Raw genomic sequence first — 19089 nt, 5'->3', positions numbered from 1 at the left:
ATTGCAGACGCAAGTCGCCCTCCGGTGAGCCGGGCCCCTATTCGATGAAGAAGGCAGATGTCCGGCATGCGGGCAACCTGCCGGAGGTCTTCAGGTAAAACATGTCCACCAACACGACAAAGCCTTTCTCCTACGAGTCTTTCCCCCCTTCTGGCCTGGTTGCGTACTTCTCCATGGAGATCGCGATCAACCCAGGCATGCCCACCTACTCTGGCGGCCTTGGCGTGCTCGCCGGAGACACTCTGCGTTCGGCCGCCGACCTTGGCGTTCCTCTCATCGCCTTCACCCTCTTGCATCGGAAGGGATACTTCCGCCAGCACCTCGATGAGGCTGGTCAGCAGACCGAGGAAGTGCAGGCCTGGAACCCGGCTGATTTCTGCACCGAGGAACCGGCGCGCATTACCGTCTCGGTCGAGGACCGCACGGTTACGGTACGTGCCTGGCGGTACGATCTCGAGGGCCGCTCCGGCCACATCGTCCCGATCTACCTGCTCGACACCGATCTCGACGGCAACTCGGGCTGGGACCGCGGATTGACCGACCATCTTTACGGCGGAGATACCAACTACCGCCTGCAGCAGGAGATCGTCCTCGGCATGGGGGGGCTTCGCATGGCCAATGCCCTGGGCAGGCATGTAAACGTGTACCACATGAACGAAGGGCATGCCGCGCTGCTTACGCTTGCCCTGCTGGAAAGCCAGCTCGGCGGCGGCCCGCTGGGCGCGGCTACTGACTCCGACCTTCAGGTGGTCCGCAACAAGTGCGTCTTCACCACACACACGCCGGTTCCCGCAGGGCACGACCGCTTCTCGACCGAGCAGGCTTACCGCATTCTGGGCGGCGAACGCACGGCGCGCCTGCAGAAGTTCGGCGCCTTCCACGAAGGCCTGCTGAACATGACGATGCTCGCGCTGCGCTTCTGCCGCTACGCGAACGGCGTGGCCATGCAGCATGGCAAGGTTTCGCGCGAGATGTTCCCGGAGTTTCCCATCGACGCCATCACCAACGGCGTGCACGCGCCCACGTGGCTGTCAGATCCGGTGCAGCACATGCTCGACGCGCACATCCCTGCATGGCGGCGGGACAATCTTTTCCTGCGTAACGCAATCGATATTCCTGTCGGCGAGGTGCTCGCTGCGCATGCCCGGGCCAAGGATGCTTTGCTGGCAGAAGTCGCGGCCCGCACGGGACTGATGCTGAATCCCCGCGTGCTCACACTGGGCTTCGCGCGGCGCGTGGCCACCTACAAGCGAGCCAACCTGCTGTTCACTGATCCCGAGCGGCTCGTCCGGATCGCTGAGCAAGCCGGCGGGTTGCAGATTCTCTACGCCGGCAAGGCGCATCCCCAAGACGAACCCGGCAAGGCACTCATTCGCGAGGTCGTGGAAAGGGCTCACTCCACAGGCAGCGATCTGCTGAAGGTCGTTTATCTCGAGAACTATGCCTGGGATCTCGGCGCGGCGCTGACTGCCGGTGTCGATGTCTGGGTCAATACGCCTCGCCGGCCCTACGAGGCTTCCGGCACCAGCGGCATGAAGGCCGCACTTAATGGCGTGCCTTCGCTTTCCATCCTTGACGGCTGGTGGATTGAGGGCTGCATCGAAGGCGTGACGGGCTGGGCAATCGAGGACGGGGCCGACGATGCTGCGGAGGCACACAACCTCTACAACAAACTCGAGTCGGCGGTGGTTCCGCTTTACCTGCAGGCGCCCGAGAAGTGGGGGCAGATGATGCGCACCACGCTCGCGTTCAACGGCTCCTACTTCAACACCAACCGCATGGTGAAGCAGTACACGCGCAACGCGTACTACCCCATCAAGCTGGTCGAGCATGCCCGCGTGGAAGAAGCTGCGTACGCCGATCAGGTCTAGCAAGGCCTCTAAAAACGAAAGGGCGAATCCGGTTGCGGATTCGCCCTTCCTCTTTTGACGCGTCGATCGTTAGTTCCCCGTCGGAATGATTCCCGCGTTCTCGACCATCAGGATCGTGGTGCGCTGTGGTGCGCGGGTGCGGTGCACCACCGTCTTCGGCACCACCAACCCCTGCCCCGGTCCTAGCTCCACCACGCGGTCTTCGAGATCGATCAGCAGCTTTCCATCTACGACATAGAAGAATTCGTCGTCCTCGTCATGCTTGTGCCAGTGGTATTCGCCCTCGATCGCCGCCATCCGCACCACCGAGCCGTTCACCTGGCAGAGCGTCTGGTTGAACCACTTGAACTTGTCCGCGTCGGGTACCGCGTGTACATCGAAAGCTTCGAGCGGCTTATAAAGCACATTCAGCCGCGTTTCGTAGGGGAAGGTAGTTTCAGCCACGTGTTTCTCCTCTCAGGAACTCGGTTGGGCCGCTCGTCAACCTGCGCGCCGTCCGCGCAATCTGCCCAGCGCAAAAGGCGCCAGCAGGAGCAGCACCGCGACGGCTAGCCGCAGCACGTCATTGGGAAAGATCCTGGAGCCAAGCGGCGTGAAAGCGACGGCTGCGGCAAGAGCCACGCAAACCAGGGCCGGTACAAAGCCCACCAGCAGACGCCAGTCCGGGAGCCGCAGGTGCGACGTTGTTTTTACGATCCCGGCCTGCTCCAGCATCACCATCAGGTAGAAGTCCTCGCTTGCCAGCTCATCCAGCGCCTGGTCCCACTCGGCTTTCCGGCCCGCTGCCACGTCACGGTCGTAAACGGACCGAGCGAGCCTGGCGATGCGGCTCTCGTACTCTTTGTCATCGAAATCACGCTCGAATGTGCGAGCCTGATCGAGTTCCTTCTCGCTCGCACCCACTTCGGAAAAAGCGAGCATGGCTTTCTCGATCTCATTCAGCGGCGCACCTTCTCGCTCCGCTTCCGCGGCAATGCGATCCACCAGGAACTGCTTCGCGCTGGCAACCGAAGTGGCCATGGAACTCCGCTAGATTCTCACGAGCTCTCGCTGAATTTTGCCCGTAACCCATGCCTTGCCGGTTGATGTCATCATGTTGATTTCGCTGCGCACGCCGAACTCCGGCAGATAGATTCCGGGCTCCACGCTGAAGCAGGTATTCGGCAGGAGCAGCCGCTCATCATGCGTCTCGAGATTGTCGAGATGCGCGCCAGGGCCGTGAATCTCCTCGGCGATGTTGTGCCCGGTGCGATGCGTGAACCACTCGCCGAACCCTGCTTCGCGGATTACTGCCCGCGCGGCGTCATCGGCCTCGAAGCCGCGGATCGGCTGCCCAGCCGCAAACGCGGCCGTCACCTTCTCAATGGCTGCATCGCGCGCATTGCGCACTGTTTCGAAGACAGTCTGCTCGCGCGCGCTGGGTTCGCGGCCCACTACGCCGGTCCAGGTGATGTCGTAAAAGACGCTGCCAGGCTTGTCGGGCTTGCCCCAGATGTCGATGAGGACAAAGTCGCCTTCCTTGATTTCGGAGCAGTGATCGGCGGTCGGCTCGTAGTGGGAGTCGGACGCGTTCTGGTCGACGCTGACGTTGGGCCCGTTTTCCCACACCAGGCCTTCGTTCCGCATGGCATTCGAGAGCCATTCCACCATATCGAACTCGGTGAATCGGGACGGCGTCCCACTCGATGGGCGCAGAGAGCGCGCTATCTTCTTCCAGCCCTCTTCGAGAATGGCATCGATCGCCTTCTGCGCCACCGTGTGACTGGCGATCTGGTCCGCTGTGAGAACGGCTTCGAACTCGCTGACGAGATCGGCCGAGGTCACGATCTCCTTGCCCAGGCCGCGCAGAAACTCCACCGTTCCCGCGTCCGCCATTGAGACATACATAATGTCGTTGTTGGGCGAGTACTGCATGGCGATGCGGCGCGAATTCTTGAGCATGGCCTCGAGCCCCGAGTGCAGCTCCTGCCAGCTCGAGTACAGGCCTTTCGAGCCGGGGAGGCTATCAAGGCGGCCCTGCTCGATGCGGTGCACCAGCTTCCGGGGGACGCCCGCGGCGGGGACGAAGTAGTAGTAGCGCCGTGTGATGTGCGCCTTCGGGTCGAGGCCCAGTATGCGTTCGCCGATGGGGTCCCGGTGGTGATGATCGTAGAAAAGCCAGCCGTCCAGGCCCGCGTCGCTGAGCGCCGTCTGCATCGCCTCAAGGTTCATGCGGCCATCATAGACGAGAAGGCACGACCTGTTCCGCGAACTTAGCCGAGGGCAATAATCACCTTGCCGCGCGCGTGGCATGCTTCCACATACCGCACGGCTTCGGCCGTTTCGGCGAGGGGGTACGTCCGATCGAGAACCGGCTTGATCTTGCCGGACTCCACCATCGCCGCCAGAGTGCTCAGGTCAGCTCCGTTGATCTTCGCCAACACGCCGGTGAGCCGCTGGCTCACGAAAGGGGCAATCAGCATCTTTCCGAACATCACGCCGGCCAGTTCGGTCGCCTTCTTATCCGGACCGCCTCCACCGCAGCTCACAAAAACTCCCTTTGGCTGAAGGGCGCTGCGAAATTCGGCAAGGGTGCGATTCCCCACCAGATCGAAGATGGCATCCCACTTCTGCGGCGATCGGGTGAAGTCTTCCTGCATGTAGTCGATCACGCACTCGGCGCCGAGAGAACGCATCAGATCGGCGTTTCTTCCACTGCAAACTGCGGTCACGTGTGCCCCCATCTCCCGCTCGATCTGCACCGCGAACGTCCCCACGCCGCCAGCTGCCCCGTTGATCAGGAGCTGCTGGCCGGCCTTGATCTTCGCGCGGTCGCGCAGCCCCTGCAGGGCAGTGGTCGCCGCGATCGGCAGCGAAGCCGCCTGCTCAAATGAGACCCCCGCGGGCCTTAGGGCAAGCTGCGTCTCCTTCCCGCAGGCAAACTCTGCGAACGAGCCTTTGCAGACGCCGAAGACCGCATCTCCGGGCTTGAACCGGGTGGTTCCGGAGCCTACGGCTTCCACCACGCCGGCACAGTCTGCCCCCAGCCGGGGGTAGCGCGGTTTCCCGATCCCGGTGAACAGCTGAAGGAGCGCAGGTTTGCCGCGCAGGAAGTGCCAGTCGTAAGGGTTCACTGAGGCGGCGTGCACGCGAACCAGCACTTCGCCTTTGCCGGGTAAAGGCTTATCGATTTCTTTGAGGGAAAGAACATCAGGCGGGCCGTACTGCTCGTAGACGATGGCTTTCATCGATCCCCTCCGGAAGTGCTGGACAGGGCACAGAGCAGTATAGCCTCACTTAGACGACGAGAGACGCGGTTTCCCGCGCCTCTTTGTTCGTGCTTCGTTTGGAGCTTACAGTGCGGCCATAGCCGAGGCCTGATCAGGGAACAGGCCCGCATACTTCGTAATCCCCACCATGGTGAACACCTTGGTGAAGTGCTGCGACAGGCCGTAGGCGAATACCTTCTGGCCCGAATTGGCAGCTTCGATCAGCATCTGGATGACGAGCGCGATGCCGCTCGAGTTGATGTAGTCCACCTTGGTGAAATCCAAAAGGATCAGCTTCACCGTCGCCTTGGGCAGCGCCTGGTAACTTCCCAGCACCGCCTCCTTTGACGTGCTGGCGATATCGCCCTCGAACCGAAGGACAGACACCGGGTGCCCGGCAGGGGAAGTGATCTGGTCGACACGCGTTTTGGTTTCGGTTTGCACTGTCAAAGTCTCCGTAGATTACGTTATTCAGTCGGGGGATCCAGCCGGATCACCAGGCGGACATAGCTGCTTTTGCCGTTGCCTCCGGCGACCCACTCCGCTTCGTCCACAAGCGCCTGGATCAAAAACATTCCCATGCCGCGGGGGTCTTCTTCGCCGTGGATCTTTTTATCAATATCAGGCTTGGGGGGGAGGCTCTTCAAGCCCTTCCCGTCGTCGATGACCTTCACTTCCAGCGCGTCTTCTCCCGCTGAAAGTACTACGCCGACGCTCAGCCCTTCGTTCAATCGGTTGCCGTGCTCAATCGCATTGATGCATGCCTCGGCCACCGCAGTCTTCAGGTCCTCAATCCGGTCTTCGCGAAAGCCCATCAGCTTGGCGACCGATGCCGCCGTGCTCATGGCTACCTTCTCATAGCCTAGCCGCGAGGGCAGCCGGACCTCAACGTTCGCCGACTTCCGCGTGGTGACCGTCATGCCACCGGCTCCAAGACCGGGGCCTTGCGGCACAACACCAGTGCTGTCATGTCGTCCCCCTGAGGGCCGTCCTTAACAAAGGATTGTATGGCTGTCCACAATGCATCGAGGATACCATCGGCTTTTAACATGTCGCATTGGGAAAAATTCTCCCAAAGCCGCTCCGGACCAAACTCCTCATCCCCGCAGAAGGCCTCCGTTAAGCCGTCTGTATAGAACAATAACCGCGATCCGGCGGGAAAGTTGCAGCGTTCGATGGTGTATTGCATGCCCGGCAGAAGGCCCAGTGGCGTTCCGCTCGACTCGATCTCGCACCGGCTTCCATCCTGGTGCAGCACATACCCCGGATTGTGCCCGGCGTTCACGAACTCCATCTCGCCCTTTTCCGGATAGAGCCGCAAAAAAATCGCCGTCACATACCGGCGGCGGGCTTCTTCGCCCTCCAGCCACTGATGCTGGTTCATGCGTGTGGCCAACTCGTCCAGGGGAACCCCGCTCACCGCCATCGCTCGGAAAGCCGCGCGGAAGCTGGTCGACATCATGGCCGACGCCAGTCCCTTGCCGGCCACGTCGGCCACTGCCATCACAACGCTTCCGTCCGGCAGCGAGAGGATGTCCAGGTAATCGCCGCCTACCTCGTAGCAGGTAGCTGATTTAAAACCAACCGAGTAGCCCGGAATATCGGGCAGATGCTGCGGCAACAGCGACCGCTGAATCTCGCGGGCCGAATCCAGATCCTGCTGCACGCGGGCGTATTCCACGTTGCGCTTGTGGTTGCGCGCATTTTCTAGCGCAACCGCAGCTTGCAGCGCTAAACCCTCAAGAAAATCCGTCTCGTAGATGGTGAGATCGCGGCCGTCGGGCGATGACACCACCAGTTCGGCCATCTGCTTTCCGTCGCGGTCATTGAGCGGAAAACTGCGTAGCCCAGGCCGGCCGGCATCCACACCTTCGCCAGACTCGAGACTCGTGCCGGGAAACGCCGCTCCCGCCATCTCCAGTTCGCGGACCACGATGCGCAGCACCGATTCGAGGACTTCCTCTTCCCGGATCGTCGCGTGCACTTGGCGTGACGCCTCGAGCAGTGCCTGCAACCGGAAGACCTGCTGCTGCAGGTCGATGGTGTCGTTATGATCCGGAAGCCGGATATCCGTCCCCATGCACTCGACTCCTGTGGAAGTTCAATCTATCACGCGCAAAGTGTGACTAGGAAATAGCACAAGCGCGGTAGGCGCACCGTGGACGGTGCGCCCCGGGTTCAACTTCCTGAGCGAATCGAATGAGTCAGTTCTCTACTGATGCAGGCCTTGCATCGCCTTGGCCAGCTCGTCGGGATCGAACCCGAAGGGGCCGGGTTTGGTCTTGAAGATCACGCGGCCGCCACGGTCGATTAGATAGAGGCGGTCGGGCCAGCCGGTGTAGGCGCCTTCGACGCGGTTATCCATGCTGTCGACCAGGGCCGGGAATTTGATTCCCAGCTTGCGCCAGCAGGCATTGGCCACGTTCACCCGCTCAAGATCGTTCTTGGGGGTGGCGAAAAGTACGTTGTCGCGAACGTTGGACTGCATCTGCCAGACGTCGGTGGGGTGCGCCTCAAGGATGTAGATCGCGTAGAAATCGATCTTGCCTTGGTACTGAGCTGCCAGCTTGTTCAGGGCGGGAACCTCCCGCCGAAAAGGCGGTCAGGTATAGCTCCCGAAGACGAGAACTACGGGGCGGTCCTTCCACAGACCCGCCATTTCGACGGGGGCTTCAGCACCCTGGAGCTGCTTAACGGTGAAAGACGGGGCCTGATCGCCGGGGTTGAGATGGCCGGCGCGGGCGGGATTCCAGAGTGTCTCGAAGGGAATCACGAAATACGCCGGCATCGGCATCTTTGCCATCACGGCGGCAAACGCCTCGGGCGGCTGGTGCATGGCCCAGTTGATGTAGGCGACGAAGCCGACCCACGCGACGAAGCAGACGGCGGCGATCGTGCCCAGCCAGCGCTTCCAGCGCCTGCGCGGCTTCTGTGTGGGGACCGTGTTTGCCGTCGTGGTGCTCATATCTTTGGTTCTCAGTTCGTAGTTCTTAGTTCACAGCTCCCGGTCCGCAGTGTCCATTCTGTGAACTACGAACTAAGAACTCATCGTCACTTCGTCACCGCATTCATTTCCAGATAGCCCTGCGGCGCAATCCCGAATGCATCAGCTACGCGATTAAAGAAGGCGAACATCGCCGTGATGTAGACGGCCTCGGCAATCTGCGGATCCGTCCAGCCATGCTCGCGCAGTTGCTGAACATCCTCATGCGTGGTCTTGTAGGCGGCCTGCGTCACCTTGGTCACGTAATCGAGCAGCGCCCGCTCGGCCGGGCTCAGGCCCGCGCCATCCAGATCGCCTCTGGCGATCGCTTGTACTGTTGTCTCTTCGGCTCCCTGAACACGCAGGAAGTAGGCATGTGAGTCCAGTCAATATGGACACCGGTTCAGGTACGACACCCAGCTCGCGATGGCTTCCTTGGTCTTTCGGGTCAGGTGGCCTTCGCTGAAGTGGACGGTGTCTCCGAACTTCATCACGTCGCGCAAGAAGTCGGGACGATGGCTGAAGCACTTCAGGATTCCCGGCATGTTCTGCCGCCCTGACTTGGCGCGCCAAACGTCGTAGACCTCGGCCACATCGCCAGCCGCGTCGCGATCTTCTATGACAGGAATTTTGAGTTCGTTTTCAGACATTGTTCGCAGGGGAATCTCTGAGTGATCGCACTATAGCATGCAGCCTCTGGGAATCATCTCCACCCTTCGGCTGATCTGGCTGGGCTGAGGGCTGGTTTGAGCGTTACTCAGCCGCCAGAACCAGATTCGCGTCCGGGATCTCAGAGGGCGTACGGCTTGCCAGAAAACACCACAGAAACCATGCCGGAGCCGTCCAGAGATACGCGGGTGTGAGCACGCCGACACCACGCATTTCCTCGATCATGAAAACCAGGTTGAGCAGAGCCAGACAGGCTAGCCAGTTCCACGAGCTCCGGCAGCGTGTAACCGCCAGCAGGATGGCGGGCAGCGCGATCGCTTCATCCATCACCCACGCATAGGGAGCCGTGATCAGGCCGAGGGCGAGAAGCATCGCCCCGTCGGTCTGCCATTCCCACTCCTTGCGTTTCCTGAGGTACCAGACCGCAGCGGCGCCTGCCGCCATCATGGTGGGGATGAACTGAACTACCGCTGGAGCTCCGGTAAGCCGCCGCAGATAGACGCTCAGGCAGGGAGCAGCCCAGTCCATCAGGTGCATTTTGCGCATTAGCGCGGAATACTGCTGCCAGGCTCCGGGATCAAGCGTGAACAGCAGGCCGGCGCTGCAAGCCAGCACCGTAACCGCGCCAAGTAGAATCTTCCAACGGCGATCGAGGATGATCCACATCAGAAGCACGAGGCCGAACGGCAGAATGAGGTGCGGTTTCAGGGCCAGAGGAGCCAGGCACACGCCAGCGAGGAACGGGTGCCTGCGGTGCAGATAGAGAAACAGCACCAGGCACATCAGAAAGAAAACGCCCAGCTGGCCGGTGCGTTCACACAATAGAACCGGGCCGAAGAGGAAGACGATCCAGCGCAAATATCCAAGCTGCTTGCCGTACATCGCGTTGAGAAGCTGGGCGGAACAGTACAGGCAGGCGAGCTGAGCAGCGAACCATACGAAGAAGCCCAACCCGGCGCTCACGAATCCCAGTGGAAGAAAGAGCGGCAGCAAAAGCGGAGGACTGTTGCTCAGCCTGGGATAGGCGTGCACCATGCCGGCGTCCTGCTCGATTTTCATCAGTTTGTCGAGATCGTATGGGCTCTGGCGCGCAGCCAGCAGATGGCCGGTGGCCCAGAATTGGATGAAGTCAGCTTGCGCCGCTGCCTTCGGCCGAACGGCTGTGAATACATTAAGGACCGCGTGAATACAACCGAGCAGGACGAAGCACGCGAAAACAATCTGGCTGACGTGCCGTACCAAGGGGCCTTTAAGCATGGCTGATCACGAAGGTCTCTGGAAAGTTCAGCCAATTATAGCTTTGGCCCAGCAGTTATCCTTTCAACAATGCGCCAAACACTCTCCGTCGCGATGATCGCCATGAACGAAGAGACGAATCTGGCCCGCACGCTCGAAACCGTGAAGTGGGCCGACGAGATCATCGTGGTCGATTCCGGCTCTAAAGATCGCACCCTCGAGATCGCACAATCCTACGGCGCAAAGACCAGCTACCACGCCTTCGGCGGTCACGGAGAGCAGAAGAACGTCGCTCTCGACCTCTGCACCAGTGACTGGATCCTGTTGCAGGATGCCGACGAGCCGCTGACGCCCGAACTCCAGAAGGAAATCCAGGCTCTGCTCGCCTCGGAGCCGAAGTACACTGCCTACTGGATTCCACGCCTGAACCTGATCATTGGCCGCTGGATGCGTCATGGCGGCTTCTATCCCGACCACAAGCTGCGCTTGTTCAAGCGCGGCTCAGCGCGGCTCAGTGAGGGCGTCGGTCCGCACTCCACGCCGCAGCACCAGGGACCCAAAGGCACGCTGAAGCACGACATGCTTCACTACGCCTACCCCAACCTCGTCGTCTATCTCGAGCACATGAACCGCTACAGCTCAGAGATTGCGCAGCTGCTCGCGGCCAAAGGCAAAACCAGCCAGTCGCTCCCCGCATTCCTCTGGAATTGCCTGCTCAACCCCTGGGCCACCTTCGTCTACAACTATGTTTTCCGCCTCGGTTTCCTCGACGGCCGCGAAGGGCTGCTGCTGCACCTCAACCACTCCGTTTACATCCACTGGAAGTTTATTAAGGCGTGGTGGATCGGCAGGACCGGCGGTTTGAATAAGGTCCCGGGCTCGTAGGGTTCAGTCTTGCGGCGATCCGGTGGATTCGCACCGTTGGCTAGACGGGCGAGTGGAACGGGGCTAGGAAGTGGAAACCGCTTTTTCCCTCTCGCACGACTCAAGCCGTGCTACATTGGCGAGCGATGTTCACAAGGACAGCCCGTGCTCCTGCACGAACGATCTCGGGCGATGAAGCTGCCAGCTTCGTAAGGTCCGGGATGTGGCTCGATTACGGCACCGCCCTTTGCCAGCCCGACGTCTTCGACAGGGCACTGGCAGCCCGGCGGGATTCACTCAGCAACGTTAAGATTCGCTCCTGCCTGACCATGAGCCCGCGTGCCGTTGTGGAAGCCGATCCAACCGGGGAACATTTCTGCTGGTTCAGCTGGCACTTCTCCTCCTACGACCGCAAGATGCACGATTGTGGCCGCTGCAACTATATTCCGCTGAACCTTGGCGAGGTGCCGGGCTACTATCGCCGCTTTCTCCCGCCGGTGGACATAGCCATCCTCAAGGCGCGCCCCATGGACGAAAACGGACGCTTCATTTTTGGTCCGACCAGCATGTGGCACCGCGCAATCATCGAGAGGGCAAAGACCGTCATAGTGGAGGTCACCTCCACCCTGCCGTGTGCCTGCGGTACCGAGAACTGGGTGGATGCAGGGGAGATTGACTTTCTGGTCGAGGGCGATGACCAGGAGGCTCCCGAACTGCCCAACCCGGCACCCAACGAAGTTGACCGGGCGGTCGCTAGACATATAGCCGGTGAAGTGGACGACGGCGCCTGCCTGCAGATCGGCATCGGCGGCATGCCCAACGCGGTCTGTTCCCTGCTGCTCGAAAGCGGCATTCGCGATCTGGGCGTGCATACCGAAATGCTGACGGACGGCCTTGGCGAACTTTATCGGGCAGGCTGTGTTACCGGCTCCCGCAAAGCTATCGATACCGGCAAGATTGTCTACTCGTTCACCCTCGGTTCTCGCCAACTCTATGCGGCCACCCACCGCAACGCCGATTTCCTCTGCTGCGGGGTCGACTACACCAACTCGCCGCAAGTCATCATGCAGAACGACAATGTGATTTCCATCAATAACACCACCCAAATTGATCTGCAGGGCCAGGCCGCATCGGAGTCCGATGGCCACCGGCACCTCAGCGGCACGGGCGGGCAACTGCAGTTTGTGCGCGGCGCCTATAGTTCGCATTGCGGCAAGTCGTTCATCTGCCTGGCGTCTACCTACGAAAAACATGGCGAGCACCGCAGCCGGATTGTTCTCGAACTTACCCCCGGCAACATTGTCACCACGCCGCGATCCGACGTGATGTATGTAGTGACCGAATACGGGAAGGTCAATCTCAAGGGAAAATCGGTGGGCGAACGCGCAAGGGCGCTGATCTCCATTGCGCATCCTGATTTTCGTGAGGAACTGGAGCGGGAAGCCTATGGGCTTCGGCTCATACCCCGCGCGGTCACTTTCTGAGTGTCGGGAGGGCCGCTTTCTAATCCCTATTGCCTGTTCCCTTTCTTTACGCTGCTTGCAGCTCCAGCAGGATCGCCGCCCCTCGCGGCACGAGGTTTGCGGCCGACGCGCGTCCGTTGTTGTCCTGCAGAATGGTGGCGCACAGGCTCAGGCCCAGCCCCGCGGCTTCGCCGCTTCCCGCTTGCGGCGGCACGAAGGGATCGAACGCGCGATCGGGGTGCTCAAAGGCCGGCCCGCTGTGTGAAATCGTGATCTCAACGCGATTCCCCTCCTTCTTCGCTTCCAGCGTCACGGTGCGGTCGCTTGCTTCTTCCACATGCTCCACGGCATCCATCGCAAACTGCAGGCAATGCAGCACAGCCTGCCGCAACTGTTGCGCGTGTGCCTGCACCTGCGGCAGTTCAGGATCGACGTTCAAGCGGAATTCGATCGAACGCTGCAAAAACTCAGACCGGTGCAGGCGCTCCATGTCCACCAGCATCTCTGATACTGAAACTTTGGCGAGCTGCGCGCTTGGGCCCCGCGCCACGCGGTGCAGGCTCTCCAGTGTCGAGCGCATGGTGCGAGCCGCTGCCAGGATCGACTCCACTGCCTTGTGTTCATGCGCTTCGAGCTGCGAAGACTCATCCAGCAGCGATGCATAGCCCAGGATCACTGTCAGCGGATTATTTAGCTGCGTAGTTACGTTTCCCGCCAACTGGCCGAGGCCCGCAAAGCGCTCTGAATCAATCAGCTTCTCGAGCATGCGCGTCTGGCTGCGTACCGATTGTAGCCGCGCCGCCAAGATTTCGATGGGCGCAAGGTCGTCCTGCCGCAGCGGTTCTTCGGGCCTGCGCATTCCCGCCAGCAGCAACGCGCCCTCCGTCGCCGTCCTCCCCTGCATGGGTGTCGCCATAGTCGAGGTGAAATGCAGTCGGGTCAGGTCATCACCGGGCGTCAACCACTGGCTGAGGTCGAGGTGGACCGTGACGCCGTCCGCCACAGGCTTTGGGAAAGTCAGAAACTCCGCGACAGGAATGCGCAGCGCCAGGGACCCAAGCGCCCGTTCGGTGGCGCTGTCCATGCCCGCCGAACCCATGACCCGGTACATGCCGACCGGATGCAGCAGCAGAAGCGCGGCCTGGCTGAATCGGCTGTTCTCCACGACCGTCGCGCAGATCTGGCTGGCCTGCCGATCGAAGTCCTCCACGCGTTGGCGCGACAGCATCAGGCTGCTGTAAGCCTCCATCTCGCGCCGCGCCCGCCGCTCGCGTTCTCCTGCCGCCTGGTTCGTCGCCAATTCCGTCTCCAGGGCCAGCAGGATGAGCCCCAGCGCAGCCGCCACCTTGGCCATCACGATTGCGCGCATCAGCCAGAGAGCCAACAACGGCATCTGCGACAGCGGGAACATGAGCAGGAAAGGGAAGGACCAGACTGTGAAGCCCAGGACGCTGATTGCCACGCCCGGCGAGAGCCGGCGAAACACCGACACCACCAGCAGCGCGGTCATGATGTGATTGCCGCTCTCGGCAAGTACCAGCGGCCAGAACACACCCTGCTTGAAATAGAGCCAGACCGCGGCCGCCCCGAAGACGGCGCACATCCCAATACCAACCATTGGTGGCAGTGAGCCCTTCGCGTTCCCCCAGAACAGGCCCACGACTACGGAAATCACAGCCAACGCCGGAAAAGTCCAGAACGCAATTCCATGCGGCGTGGCCTGGTGATACACGCCGTATCCCAGCAATGCGTAGACGATCAGCGGCAGGATGAAAGGAACTGCATACAAGATCCGCACCTTGCCCAACCGAAAGGAAAGCGGCGAGAGGGACCCAAGAAACAGTCCCGACGCCAACATGGCGCAGGCCTGGGCCCAGGCTGCCATCCACGGCTGTCGGCTGTCCCACATCTCCCATACTGAGCCGGGGTATAGAAGCGCCATCCGCAAAAGGACAAAGAAGAAAGCCAGGAACCAGAGCAGGTTGCGGGTGTCACGCGTGCGCCAATAGAGATGTCCGAACGCCGGAAGCAGCAGCGCCGTCATGATAAGCGCCGGCATTTGATACCAATCTGGCATCACTGGGCGAATCCCTTCCTTCTATCCTTCGTGGGAAAGTACATTGCGGGGGCCCAGGAAAACCCGGAGCTAGTCGCCTCCGGCCTGATTCTCGTGCTGACCGGCAGACCTGTCCATGCGACGAACGTTGTATTCGGCGGCATCAGGAGGGCCGCGCAAGGCGGAGTCGAGGGATACCCGGAACAGTCTTGTGCGGAAGCCTATGATTTTGTTGAGTTAACGATTGTGGGATATCCACAGCGTAGCACTGATTCCTGAAAGTTCGATCAATTTGCTGCGCATTTCCCCATTTACTCGTTTGGGCCCGTGTTCGCTTCCTCAGCGGCCACTATGTCGCTCATGCAACTTTGCGCGGTTCCGGAGGCATCCAAGCAAGCACGCGAGAACGATCCGCATTCATACATAAAGGATTCGAAGATATGGCTTCAGAGTTGAAGGCAGAGAGGGCGAACTCCGCTCTTTCGGTGTCCGTGGGCCAGCGCGTCACGGTCGGAGACTCCGAAACGGAGTTTGTGGTGGTCAATGTAGACCATGAAACCGGACGCCTGGAACTCCTTCGTCTCAAGCCGGGGCGGATCGAGGCCGACATCCCAGTTTCCAACGTGCGGAGGATCGTCGAGAGCGGCCTGCATCTGGTCGACAACAGCGAAGAGAACTAGATCACCCTGCTGCGAACAGGGCTGCGACCGTCTCGAGAGGGCGGTCTTAGTTCCCTCCAGCTGTGCCTGTTTCCATTGTGGATTCAGCAGACTTCAGTCGTCGGAGCGCAGGGGATGCGCGGGGGTGAGCTCGTCCAGTGATCTCCGGAAGACTTCGCTCTCGGGGATGACGGATACGGTCTGGGTCTCTTCATCGACCTCGACGATGACAAACGTTTCATCGCGCCCTTCGATTTGGACGCGACCTCCGACCTTAGGCAGTTGCGCTGGGGAATTCATCACTCACGACCGTACCAGTCAGTTTTGCGAGTGTCGTTGCTCTGACGCAAGCAGCCATGCTGTTTGGCAGGCGGCGGGCCGGGTATCGCTTTCAAGGCGGTCGCCGTCTAACGATTTAGCAGAGCGCGTATCATAAGACCTCACCGGCGTCCTGCGCCGCTGAGCTGGCTCGTTACCTTGGAGTAAAAGAAGTATGTATCCCCACCACCGCCTGGCCCTCGGCCTTCTTCTCATTGCCGCCTTAGCCGCAGGTAGTCGCCCCGCCTCAGCGCAGGAGAAGGACTCGTTTACGCCCATGCCGCTCGACGCTGGCTTCGGGAAAATGGACGTAACGCCGCCCAGCACTCCGCCCGATGACATCATCAAGCAGTTTGCCGCGAAAGAAAGCGAATTCCAGGAGGCGCTGAACCACTACACCTACCGCCGCCAGGCGCGTGTACAGACCATCGACGACGACACGAAGAAGGTCGACGGCGAATGGTACCAGGTAGATGACGTGATCTTTACGCCCGACGGCCGCCGCACGGAGAAAACCGTTTTCGCCCCGGAGAGCACCCTGGAGCGCGTCATGATGAGCCCCTCCGACCTGCAGGATATCCAGCACGGCTACCCGTTCGTGCTCACCACAGCCGAGCTTCCCTCGTACAACATCAAGTACGTAGGCAAGCAAAAGGTGGATGAGATCGACACCTACGTCTTCGATGTCAGCCCCAAGCAGATTGTGAAGGGCCACCGCTACCTGCTCGGGCGCGTCTGGGTCGACACCGTCGCGCTCCAGATCGTCGTAACCAACGGCCGCATGGTCCCGGACGACACCCGCAGAAACAGTGAGGACCTGCATCCCCCGTTCATGACCTGGCGTGCCCAGGTGGACGGCCATTATTGGTTCCCGGTCTACACCAAGGGCGAGGGCATTCTTCACTTCGCCGGCCAAAAGGGTTCGATGGGAGAAGACGTCCACATCCGCGACGTCATCAAGTACAGCGATTACAAGCAGTTCGGCTCAAGTTCGAGGATCATCTACGACGGCCAGGAAGTGAAGACCGAGCAGCCCTCGAATCCGGGGCAGAAACCAGCATCCCCCAAGCAGCCTAAGCAGTAACGACAGACGGGGATCTCCGCTGGCGATGTGTTCGCGCTTTAAGTGGATGGCACCGCTGCGGCCGGAATAGGTCGAGGGCTTCGCGCGGCGCGCACGCGATCGAGCTGCCACACGTAGACGGCCAGACGCCGCGAATAGTGCAGCACCGGCGGTATGTCGGGCAGCCGGATCCCTATCGCCGCGGCCAGGTCGTTGTGCTCGATCTCAGCTTCAGCCTCTTCAAGCGGCCAGGGAACATGGTGAATATTGGCGCGCATAGCGTGGCCGTCGCGATCGCGTGTGAAGAGGGAATAGCGCTCGGTGAGGAAGTACTCGAGCGATCCGGGACGGCTCTCCACCAGCCGCCGCGTCGGTCCAAGGCCCCGATAACGCGCCGAGAAGAGCACCGGGGGCGCCGTCATGCGGCGGCGGCTCGCAAACCAGAACTCGCGCTCCCGCCGCTGTTCAATGCGCATGTCCGCCCAGTGGTAGGGCAGCCGGTACATGGCGCGGCCGAACAGCACCCCCAGCAGGCTTGAAGCATCGAGAGAAAGAAAATAGACGCCTGGAGCGCCGCTGTGCGGCTCACGCACATAGGTGCGCAAATTGAGTTCGGGGAAACCGCTGGTAAAGGGAATCGGCGGAACTCCGCGGAATTTGATGCGGTCCATCCAGAACGGAACTACGCCGAGCCATGCCGACCCATGGAACGTGTCGACCTGCACTCCCTCAGGAATCAGCGGAGCTATAGCCGCCGGCGGAACCGGCCAATGCGCAAACAGCAGGTCGTTCCACCTCTGGGTCATTACCCAGCGGCCGGAAGGTAATGGCCGCGGCCGGTGTGACGTTCTTACCTGGTATTCCCGCATGGCCTTCCGTTCCCACAGTCGTTCAAGAACAGGATTCGTACAAAGAAGAGGCTACGCCCCGGCCCGCCTCATTGCAAACCAGGCCGCCGTCTCATGCCGTATTCTGGTCGCGAGTCCTTCGACATGTCCAGTGAATCTTTGTTGCCCGCCGGTGCCCACAATCAAACAGACGTATATGCCGTTCACGGGGCCGACCCCGAAGTTCTGGCCTATGCCATGGCCAAGTATTCGCGCTCCGCTCTCTCCATGCGCGAGTCGCTTGCCGAGATCAGCGCCCAGCGCGCCGAGCAGTTCCTGAACACCTTTTATTTCCAGTATGGCCACCGGTCGATCGCCGATCTGGCGCACATCGCCTTCGCAGTTGAGCGGCTCAGCCTGCTGGCTGCCATCGTCCTCGTGGACGAGCAGCGCTGGGACGGCCAGGAACGCTCCACGCGCTACCAGAACTTCATGAAATCGGGCTGGTATCTGCCGGATTTCGGCGAAGACACCGGCTCCCGCAAGCTCTACATCGAAACCGTGGATGGCCTCTTCACCGCCTACCAGAACACCACCGCGGCGGTGCTCGATGCGCTGCGCCAGCGCGTTAGACGGCCTGACGAGATGAAGCAGGAAGCCTACGACCGCACGCTGCGCGCCCGCGCCTTCGACGTAGCTCGCTACCTGCTGCCGCTCGCGACCAACACTTCGCTCGGCCAGATCGTCAACGCCCGCACGCTCGAGACCCAGGTCTCGCGCCTGTTGTCGCATCCGGCCGCGGAGATCCGCGAACTCGGGCGCAAGCTGCGCGACGCCGCCACCGGTCCCGCATGGGCCGCGGGCTCTCAGGCTGCCTCTGCCCTCGTGACGGATATCGCCAAAATCGACCCCGCGCTCGGCGAGCAAGCCGGAGCCATGCTCACCCGCGAAATCCGCACCGCCCCCACGCTGGTGAAGTACGCCGAGCCGAACCAATATCTAATCGAGACCCGCAAAGCACTCGAGCAGGCCGCTGCCGAGCTCTTCGCCGGAGTCAAGATCGCGCCGGCGCCTGTGGTCGACCTGGTCGAGCGCACCGAGACACTCGAAGTTGAACTCGCCGCCACGCTCCTTTACTGGGCCAGCGATTACCCCTATCGGCAGGTGCGCGATATCGTAGCCACGCTGCCCGAGGCGCGCGTCAACGAGATCATCGAATTGGGCCTGAGGCAGCGCGGCCGCCACGATGAGGCGCTCCGCGCCTTCCACGCCGGCGCCGCGCTCCGCTTCGACATTCTCATGGACATCGGCGGCTTCCGAGACATGCACCGCCACCGCCGCGTCACCCAGATCCAGCAGGGATTCACCGCCGTCCACGGCTACGATACGCCCGAGTCCGGCGATGCCGCCGGCCTCGCTGAAGCCGGAATCCTTGCCGATTACCAGCGTACGGTCGAAGGCGCCCACGCTGCCGCGGCCAGGATCGCCCAAGGCACGGCGCCCGAGGCCGCTCTCAACGCGATTTATGCCTATCCGCTGGCGACAAAGGTCCGCTGCCTCTTCAAAATGGATTTCGCCGAAGCGCAGTACATCAGCGAGCTCCGCTCCGCCCCCGCCGGTCACTTCAGCTATCGCAAAGTCGCCTGGGAGATGTACAAGGCCATCGAGCGGCAACACCCGAGTTTGGCCAAGCACATCCGCGCGACGGATTTCGACAAGCCGATCGACTTGTTGCAGCGGTGAGGGTAGGTCCGGGCTTTAGCCCGGACAACCGCCGGCTTCTGGGCAGGCCGGGCCTTCAGGCCCGGCAATTCGGATGCCCAAAACTCTTC

The 19089-nt window shown here is 61.2% G+C and carries 20 protein-coding genes and 1 pseudogene; 6 read left to right on the top strand and 15 right to left on the bottom strand.

Translation table 11 applies throughout. The features are described 5' to 3' along the window. Window positions 1–101: 101 nt before the first annotated feature. Window positions 102–1871, top strand: coding sequence for an alpha-glucan family phosphorylase (glgP, locus tag MOP44_RS06920; RefSeq protein ID WP_260795252.1), 1770 nt, complete (start codon window positions 102–104; stop codon window positions 1869–1871). 69 nt (window positions 1872–1940) lie between these two features. Here the strand turns inward: glgP and MOP44_RS06915 are convergent, their stop codons facing one another. The 12 genes and pseudogenes from MOP44_RS06915 to MOP44_RS06860 all read right to left on the bottom strand — a co-directional run bounded on the left by MOP44_RS06915 (window position 1941) and on the right by MOP44_RS06860 (window position 10028). Next, window positions 1941–2315: a cupin domain-containing protein gene (locus MOP44_RS06915; RefSeq protein WP_260795251.1), complete on the bottom strand. Its 375-nt coding sequence runs from the start codon at window positions 2313–2315 to the stop codon at window positions 1941–1943. A gap of 36 nt (window positions 2316–2351) precedes the next feature. Beyond that, the gene (locus MOP44_RS06910) at window positions 2352–2891 is read right to left on the bottom strand and encodes a hypothetical protein (RefSeq protein WP_260795250.1); all 540 of its coding nucleotides are present in this window, start codon (window positions 2889–2891) and stop codon (window positions 2352–2354) included. A 9-nt stretch (window positions 2892–2900) separates the two neighbouring features. Then, window positions 2901–4082, bottom strand: a complete 1182-nt coding sequence (locus tag MOP44_RS06905; protein ID WP_260795248.1) for a M24 family metallopeptidase — start codon at window positions 4080–4082, stop codon at window positions 2901–2903. A 41-nt stretch (window positions 4083–4123) separates the two neighbouring features. After that, on the bottom strand, window positions 4124–5098 hold the full coding sequence (locus MOP44_RS06900; protein WP_260795246.1) for an NAD(P)-dependent alcohol dehydrogenase: 975 nt from the start codon (window positions 5096–5098) through the stop codon (window positions 4124–4126). A gap of 105 nt (window positions 5099–5203) precedes the next feature. Then, window positions 5204–5563: an STAS domain-containing protein gene (locus MOP44_RS06895; RefSeq protein WP_260795245.1), complete on the bottom strand. Its 360-nt coding sequence runs from the start codon at window positions 5561–5563 to the stop codon at window positions 5204–5206. 23 nt (window positions 5564–5586) lie between these two features. Then, a complete protein-coding gene (locus MOP44_RS06890) occupies window positions 5587–6039 on the bottom strand; it encodes an ATP-binding protein (protein ID WP_260795243.1) in 453 nt (150 codons plus the stop codon). After that, entirely contained in the window at window positions 6036–7199 is a 1164-nt protein-coding gene (locus tag MOP44_RS06885) for a PP2C family protein-serine/threonine phosphatase (protein ID WP_260795242.1), read from the bottom strand. The genes MOP44_RS06890 and MOP44_RS06885 overlap by 4 nt, the downstream gene beginning before the upstream one ends. 132 nt (window positions 7200–7331) lie before the next feature. Then, window positions 7332–7709 (bottom strand): annotated as a pseudogene (locus MOP44_RS06880) (deiodinase-like protein); the annotation flags it as partial. A gap of 12 nt (window positions 7710–7721) precedes the next feature. Further along, the gene (locus MOP44_RS06875) at window positions 7722–8084 is read right to left on the bottom strand and encodes a thioredoxin domain-containing protein (protein ID WP_260795241.1); all 363 of its coding nucleotides are present in this window, start codon (window positions 8082–8084) and stop codon (window positions 7722–7724) included. An 86-nt stretch (window positions 8085–8170) separates the two neighbouring features. Beyond that, window positions 8171–8365, bottom strand: coding sequence for a carboxymuconolactone decarboxylase family protein (locus tag MOP44_RS06870; protein ID WP_260795240.1), 195 nt, complete (start codon window positions 8363–8365; stop codon window positions 8171–8173). A 123-nt stretch (window positions 8366–8488) separates the two neighbouring features. Next, the gene (locus MOP44_RS06865) at window positions 8489–8752 is read right to left on the bottom strand and encodes a carboxymuconolactone decarboxylase family protein (protein ID WP_260795239.1); all 264 of its coding nucleotides are present in this window, start codon (window positions 8750–8752) and stop codon (window positions 8489–8491) included. 103 nt (window positions 8753–8855) lie between these two features. Beyond that, entirely contained in the window at window positions 8856–10028 is a 1173-nt protein-coding gene (locus MOP44_RS06860; protein WP_260795238.1) for a glycosyltransferase family 87 protein, read from the bottom strand. Between the two features lie 69 nt (window positions 10029–10097). Here MOP44_RS06860 and MOP44_RS06855 point away from each other — a divergent pair, with 69 nt between their 5' ends. Beyond that, window positions 10098–10892 carry a glycosyltransferase family 2 protein gene (locus tag MOP44_RS06855; protein ID WP_260795237.1) on the top strand — a complete coding sequence of 265 codons (795 nt, stop codon included), beginning with the start codon at window positions 10098–10100 and terminating at the stop codon, window positions 10890–10892. Between the two features lie 125 nt (window positions 10893–11017). Then, complete coding sequence (locus MOP44_RS06850) at window positions 11018–12355, top strand: acetyl-CoA hydrolase/transferase family protein (RefSeq protein ID WP_260795236.1); 1338 nt, start codon at window positions 11018–11020, stop codon at window positions 12353–12355. A gap of 46 nt (window positions 12356–12401) precedes the next feature. On the opposite strand, the gene MOP44_RS06845 is transcribed toward MOP44_RS06850, so the two are convergent. Further along, window positions 12402–14393: an ATP-binding protein gene (locus MOP44_RS06845; RefSeq protein WP_260795235.1), complete on the bottom strand. Its 1992-nt coding sequence runs from the start codon at window positions 14391–14393 to the stop codon at window positions 12402–12404. 437 nt (window positions 14394–14830) lie between these two features. Here MOP44_RS06845 and MOP44_RS06840 point away from each other — a divergent pair, with 437 nt between their 5' ends. Next, complete coding sequence (locus tag MOP44_RS06840; RefSeq protein WP_260795234.1) at window positions 14831–15070, top strand: hypothetical protein; 240 nt, start codon at window positions 14831–14833, stop codon at window positions 15068–15070. Between the two features lie 93 nt (window positions 15071–15163). On the opposite strand, the gene MOP44_RS06835 is transcribed toward MOP44_RS06840, so the two are convergent. After that, the gene (locus MOP44_RS06835; RefSeq protein ID WP_260795233.1) at window positions 15164–15349 is read right to left on the bottom strand and encodes a hypothetical protein; all 186 of its coding nucleotides are present in this window, start codon (window positions 15347–15349) and stop codon (window positions 15164–15166) included. Between the two features lie 193 nt (window positions 15350–15542). Here MOP44_RS06835 and MOP44_RS06830 point away from each other — a divergent pair, with 193 nt between their 5' ends. Continuing rightward, window positions 15543–16451, top strand: a complete 909-nt coding sequence (locus tag MOP44_RS06830) for a hypothetical protein (protein ID WP_260795231.1) — start codon at window positions 15543–15545, stop codon at window positions 16449–16451. Window positions 16452–16489: 38 nt separating this feature from the next. Here MOP44_RS06830 and MOP44_RS06825 read toward each other — a convergent pair whose 3' ends face one another. Then, window positions 16490–17236, bottom strand: coding sequence for a YqjF family protein (locus MOP44_RS06825; protein ID WP_260795230.1), 747 nt, complete (start codon window positions 17234–17236; stop codon window positions 16490–16492). Between the two features lie 186 nt (window positions 17237–17422). Between MOP44_RS06825 and MOP44_RS06820 the strand changes: the two genes are divergently transcribed. Then, window positions 17423–19000 carry an FAD-dependent thymidylate synthase gene (locus tag MOP44_RS06820; RefSeq protein WP_260795229.1) on the top strand — a complete coding sequence of 526 codons (1578 nt, stop codon included), beginning with the start codon at window positions 17423–17425 and terminating at the stop codon, window positions 18998–19000. Window positions 19001–19089 lie beyond the last annotated feature (89 nt).

This window comes from Occallatibacter riparius, assembly GCF_025264625.1.
In the GTDB taxonomy this organism is placed as follows: Bacteria; Acidobacteriota; Terriglobia; order Terriglobales; family Acidobacteriaceae; genus Telmatobacter; species Telmatobacter riparius.
The sequence above is the reverse complement of the archived record's forward strand: the minus strand, read 5'-3'. Positions and strand labels throughout refer to the sequence as shown.

What these genes read in the sequence shown, in the direction of transcription:
- MOP44_RS06840 (WP_260795234.1), top strand. Translation starts at nt 14,831, where the DNA reads ATGGCTTCAGAGTTGAAGGCAGAGAGGGCGAACTCCGCTCTTTCGGTG.
- MOP44_RS06830 (WP_260795231.1), top strand. Translation starts at nt 15,543, where the DNA reads ATGTATCCCCACCACCGCCTGGCCCTCGGCCTTCTTCTCATTGCCGCC.
- MOP44_RS06855 (WP_260795237.1), top strand. Translation starts at nt 10,098, where the DNA reads ATGCGCCAAACACTCTCCGTCGCGATGATCGCCATGAACGAAGAGACG.
- MOP44_RS06900 (WP_260795246.1), bottom strand. Translation starts at nt 5,098, where the DNA reads ATGAAAGCCATCGTCTACGAGCAGTACGGCCCGCCTGATGTTCTTTCC.
- MOP44_RS06845 (WP_260795235.1), bottom strand. Translation starts at nt 14,393, where the DNA reads ATGCCGGCGCTTATCATGACGGCGCTGCTGCTTCCGGCGTTCGGACAT.
- MOP44_RS06875 (WP_260795241.1), bottom strand. Translation starts at nt 8,084, where the DNA reads ATGAGCACCACGACGGCAAACACGGTCCCCACACAGAAGCCGCGCAGG.
- MOP44_RS06905 (WP_260795248.1), bottom strand. Translation starts at nt 4,082, where the DNA reads ATGAACCTTGAGGCGATGCAGACGGCGCTCAGCGACGCGGGCCTGGAC.
- MOP44_RS06885 (WP_260795242.1), bottom strand. Translation starts at nt 7,199, where the DNA reads ATGGGGACGGATATCCGGCTTCCGGATCATAACGACACCATCGACCTG.
- MOP44_RS06890 (WP_260795243.1), bottom strand. Translation starts at nt 6,039, where the DNA reads ATGACGGTCACCACGCGGAAGTCGGCGAACGTTGAGGTCCGGCTGCCC.
- MOP44_RS06860 (WP_260795238.1), bottom strand. Translation starts at nt 10,028, where the DNA reads ATGCTTAAAGGCCCCTTGGTACGGCACGTCAGCCAGATTGTTTTCGCG.
- MOP44_RS06850 (WP_260795236.1), top strand. Translation starts at nt 11,018, where the DNA reads ATGTTCACAAGGACAGCCCGTGCTCCTGCACGAACGATCTCGGGCGAT.
- MOP44_RS06820 (WP_260795229.1), top strand. Translation starts at nt 17,423, where the DNA reads ATGTCCAGTGAATCTTTGTTGCCCGCCGGTGCCCACAATCAAACAGAC.
- MOP44_RS06865 (WP_260795239.1), bottom strand. Translation starts at nt 8,752, where the DNA reads ATGTCTGAAAACGAACTCAAAATTCCTGTCATAGAAGATCGCGACGCG.
- MOP44_RS06910 (WP_260795250.1), bottom strand. Translation starts at nt 2,891, where the DNA reads ATGGCCACTTCGGTTGCCAGCGCGAAGCAGTTCCTGGTGGATCGCATT.
- MOP44_RS06835 (WP_260795233.1), bottom strand. Translation starts at nt 15,349, where the DNA reads ATGAATTCCCCAGCGCAACTGCCTAAGGTCGGAGGTCGCGTCCAAATC.
- MOP44_RS06825 (WP_260795230.1), bottom strand. Translation starts at nt 17,236, where the DNA reads ATGACCCAGAGGTGGAACGACCTGCTGTTTGCGCATTGGCCGGTTCCG.
- glgP (WP_260795252.1), top strand. Translation starts at nt 102, where the DNA reads ATGTCCACCAACACGACAAAGCCTTTCTCCTACGAGTCTTTCCCCCCT.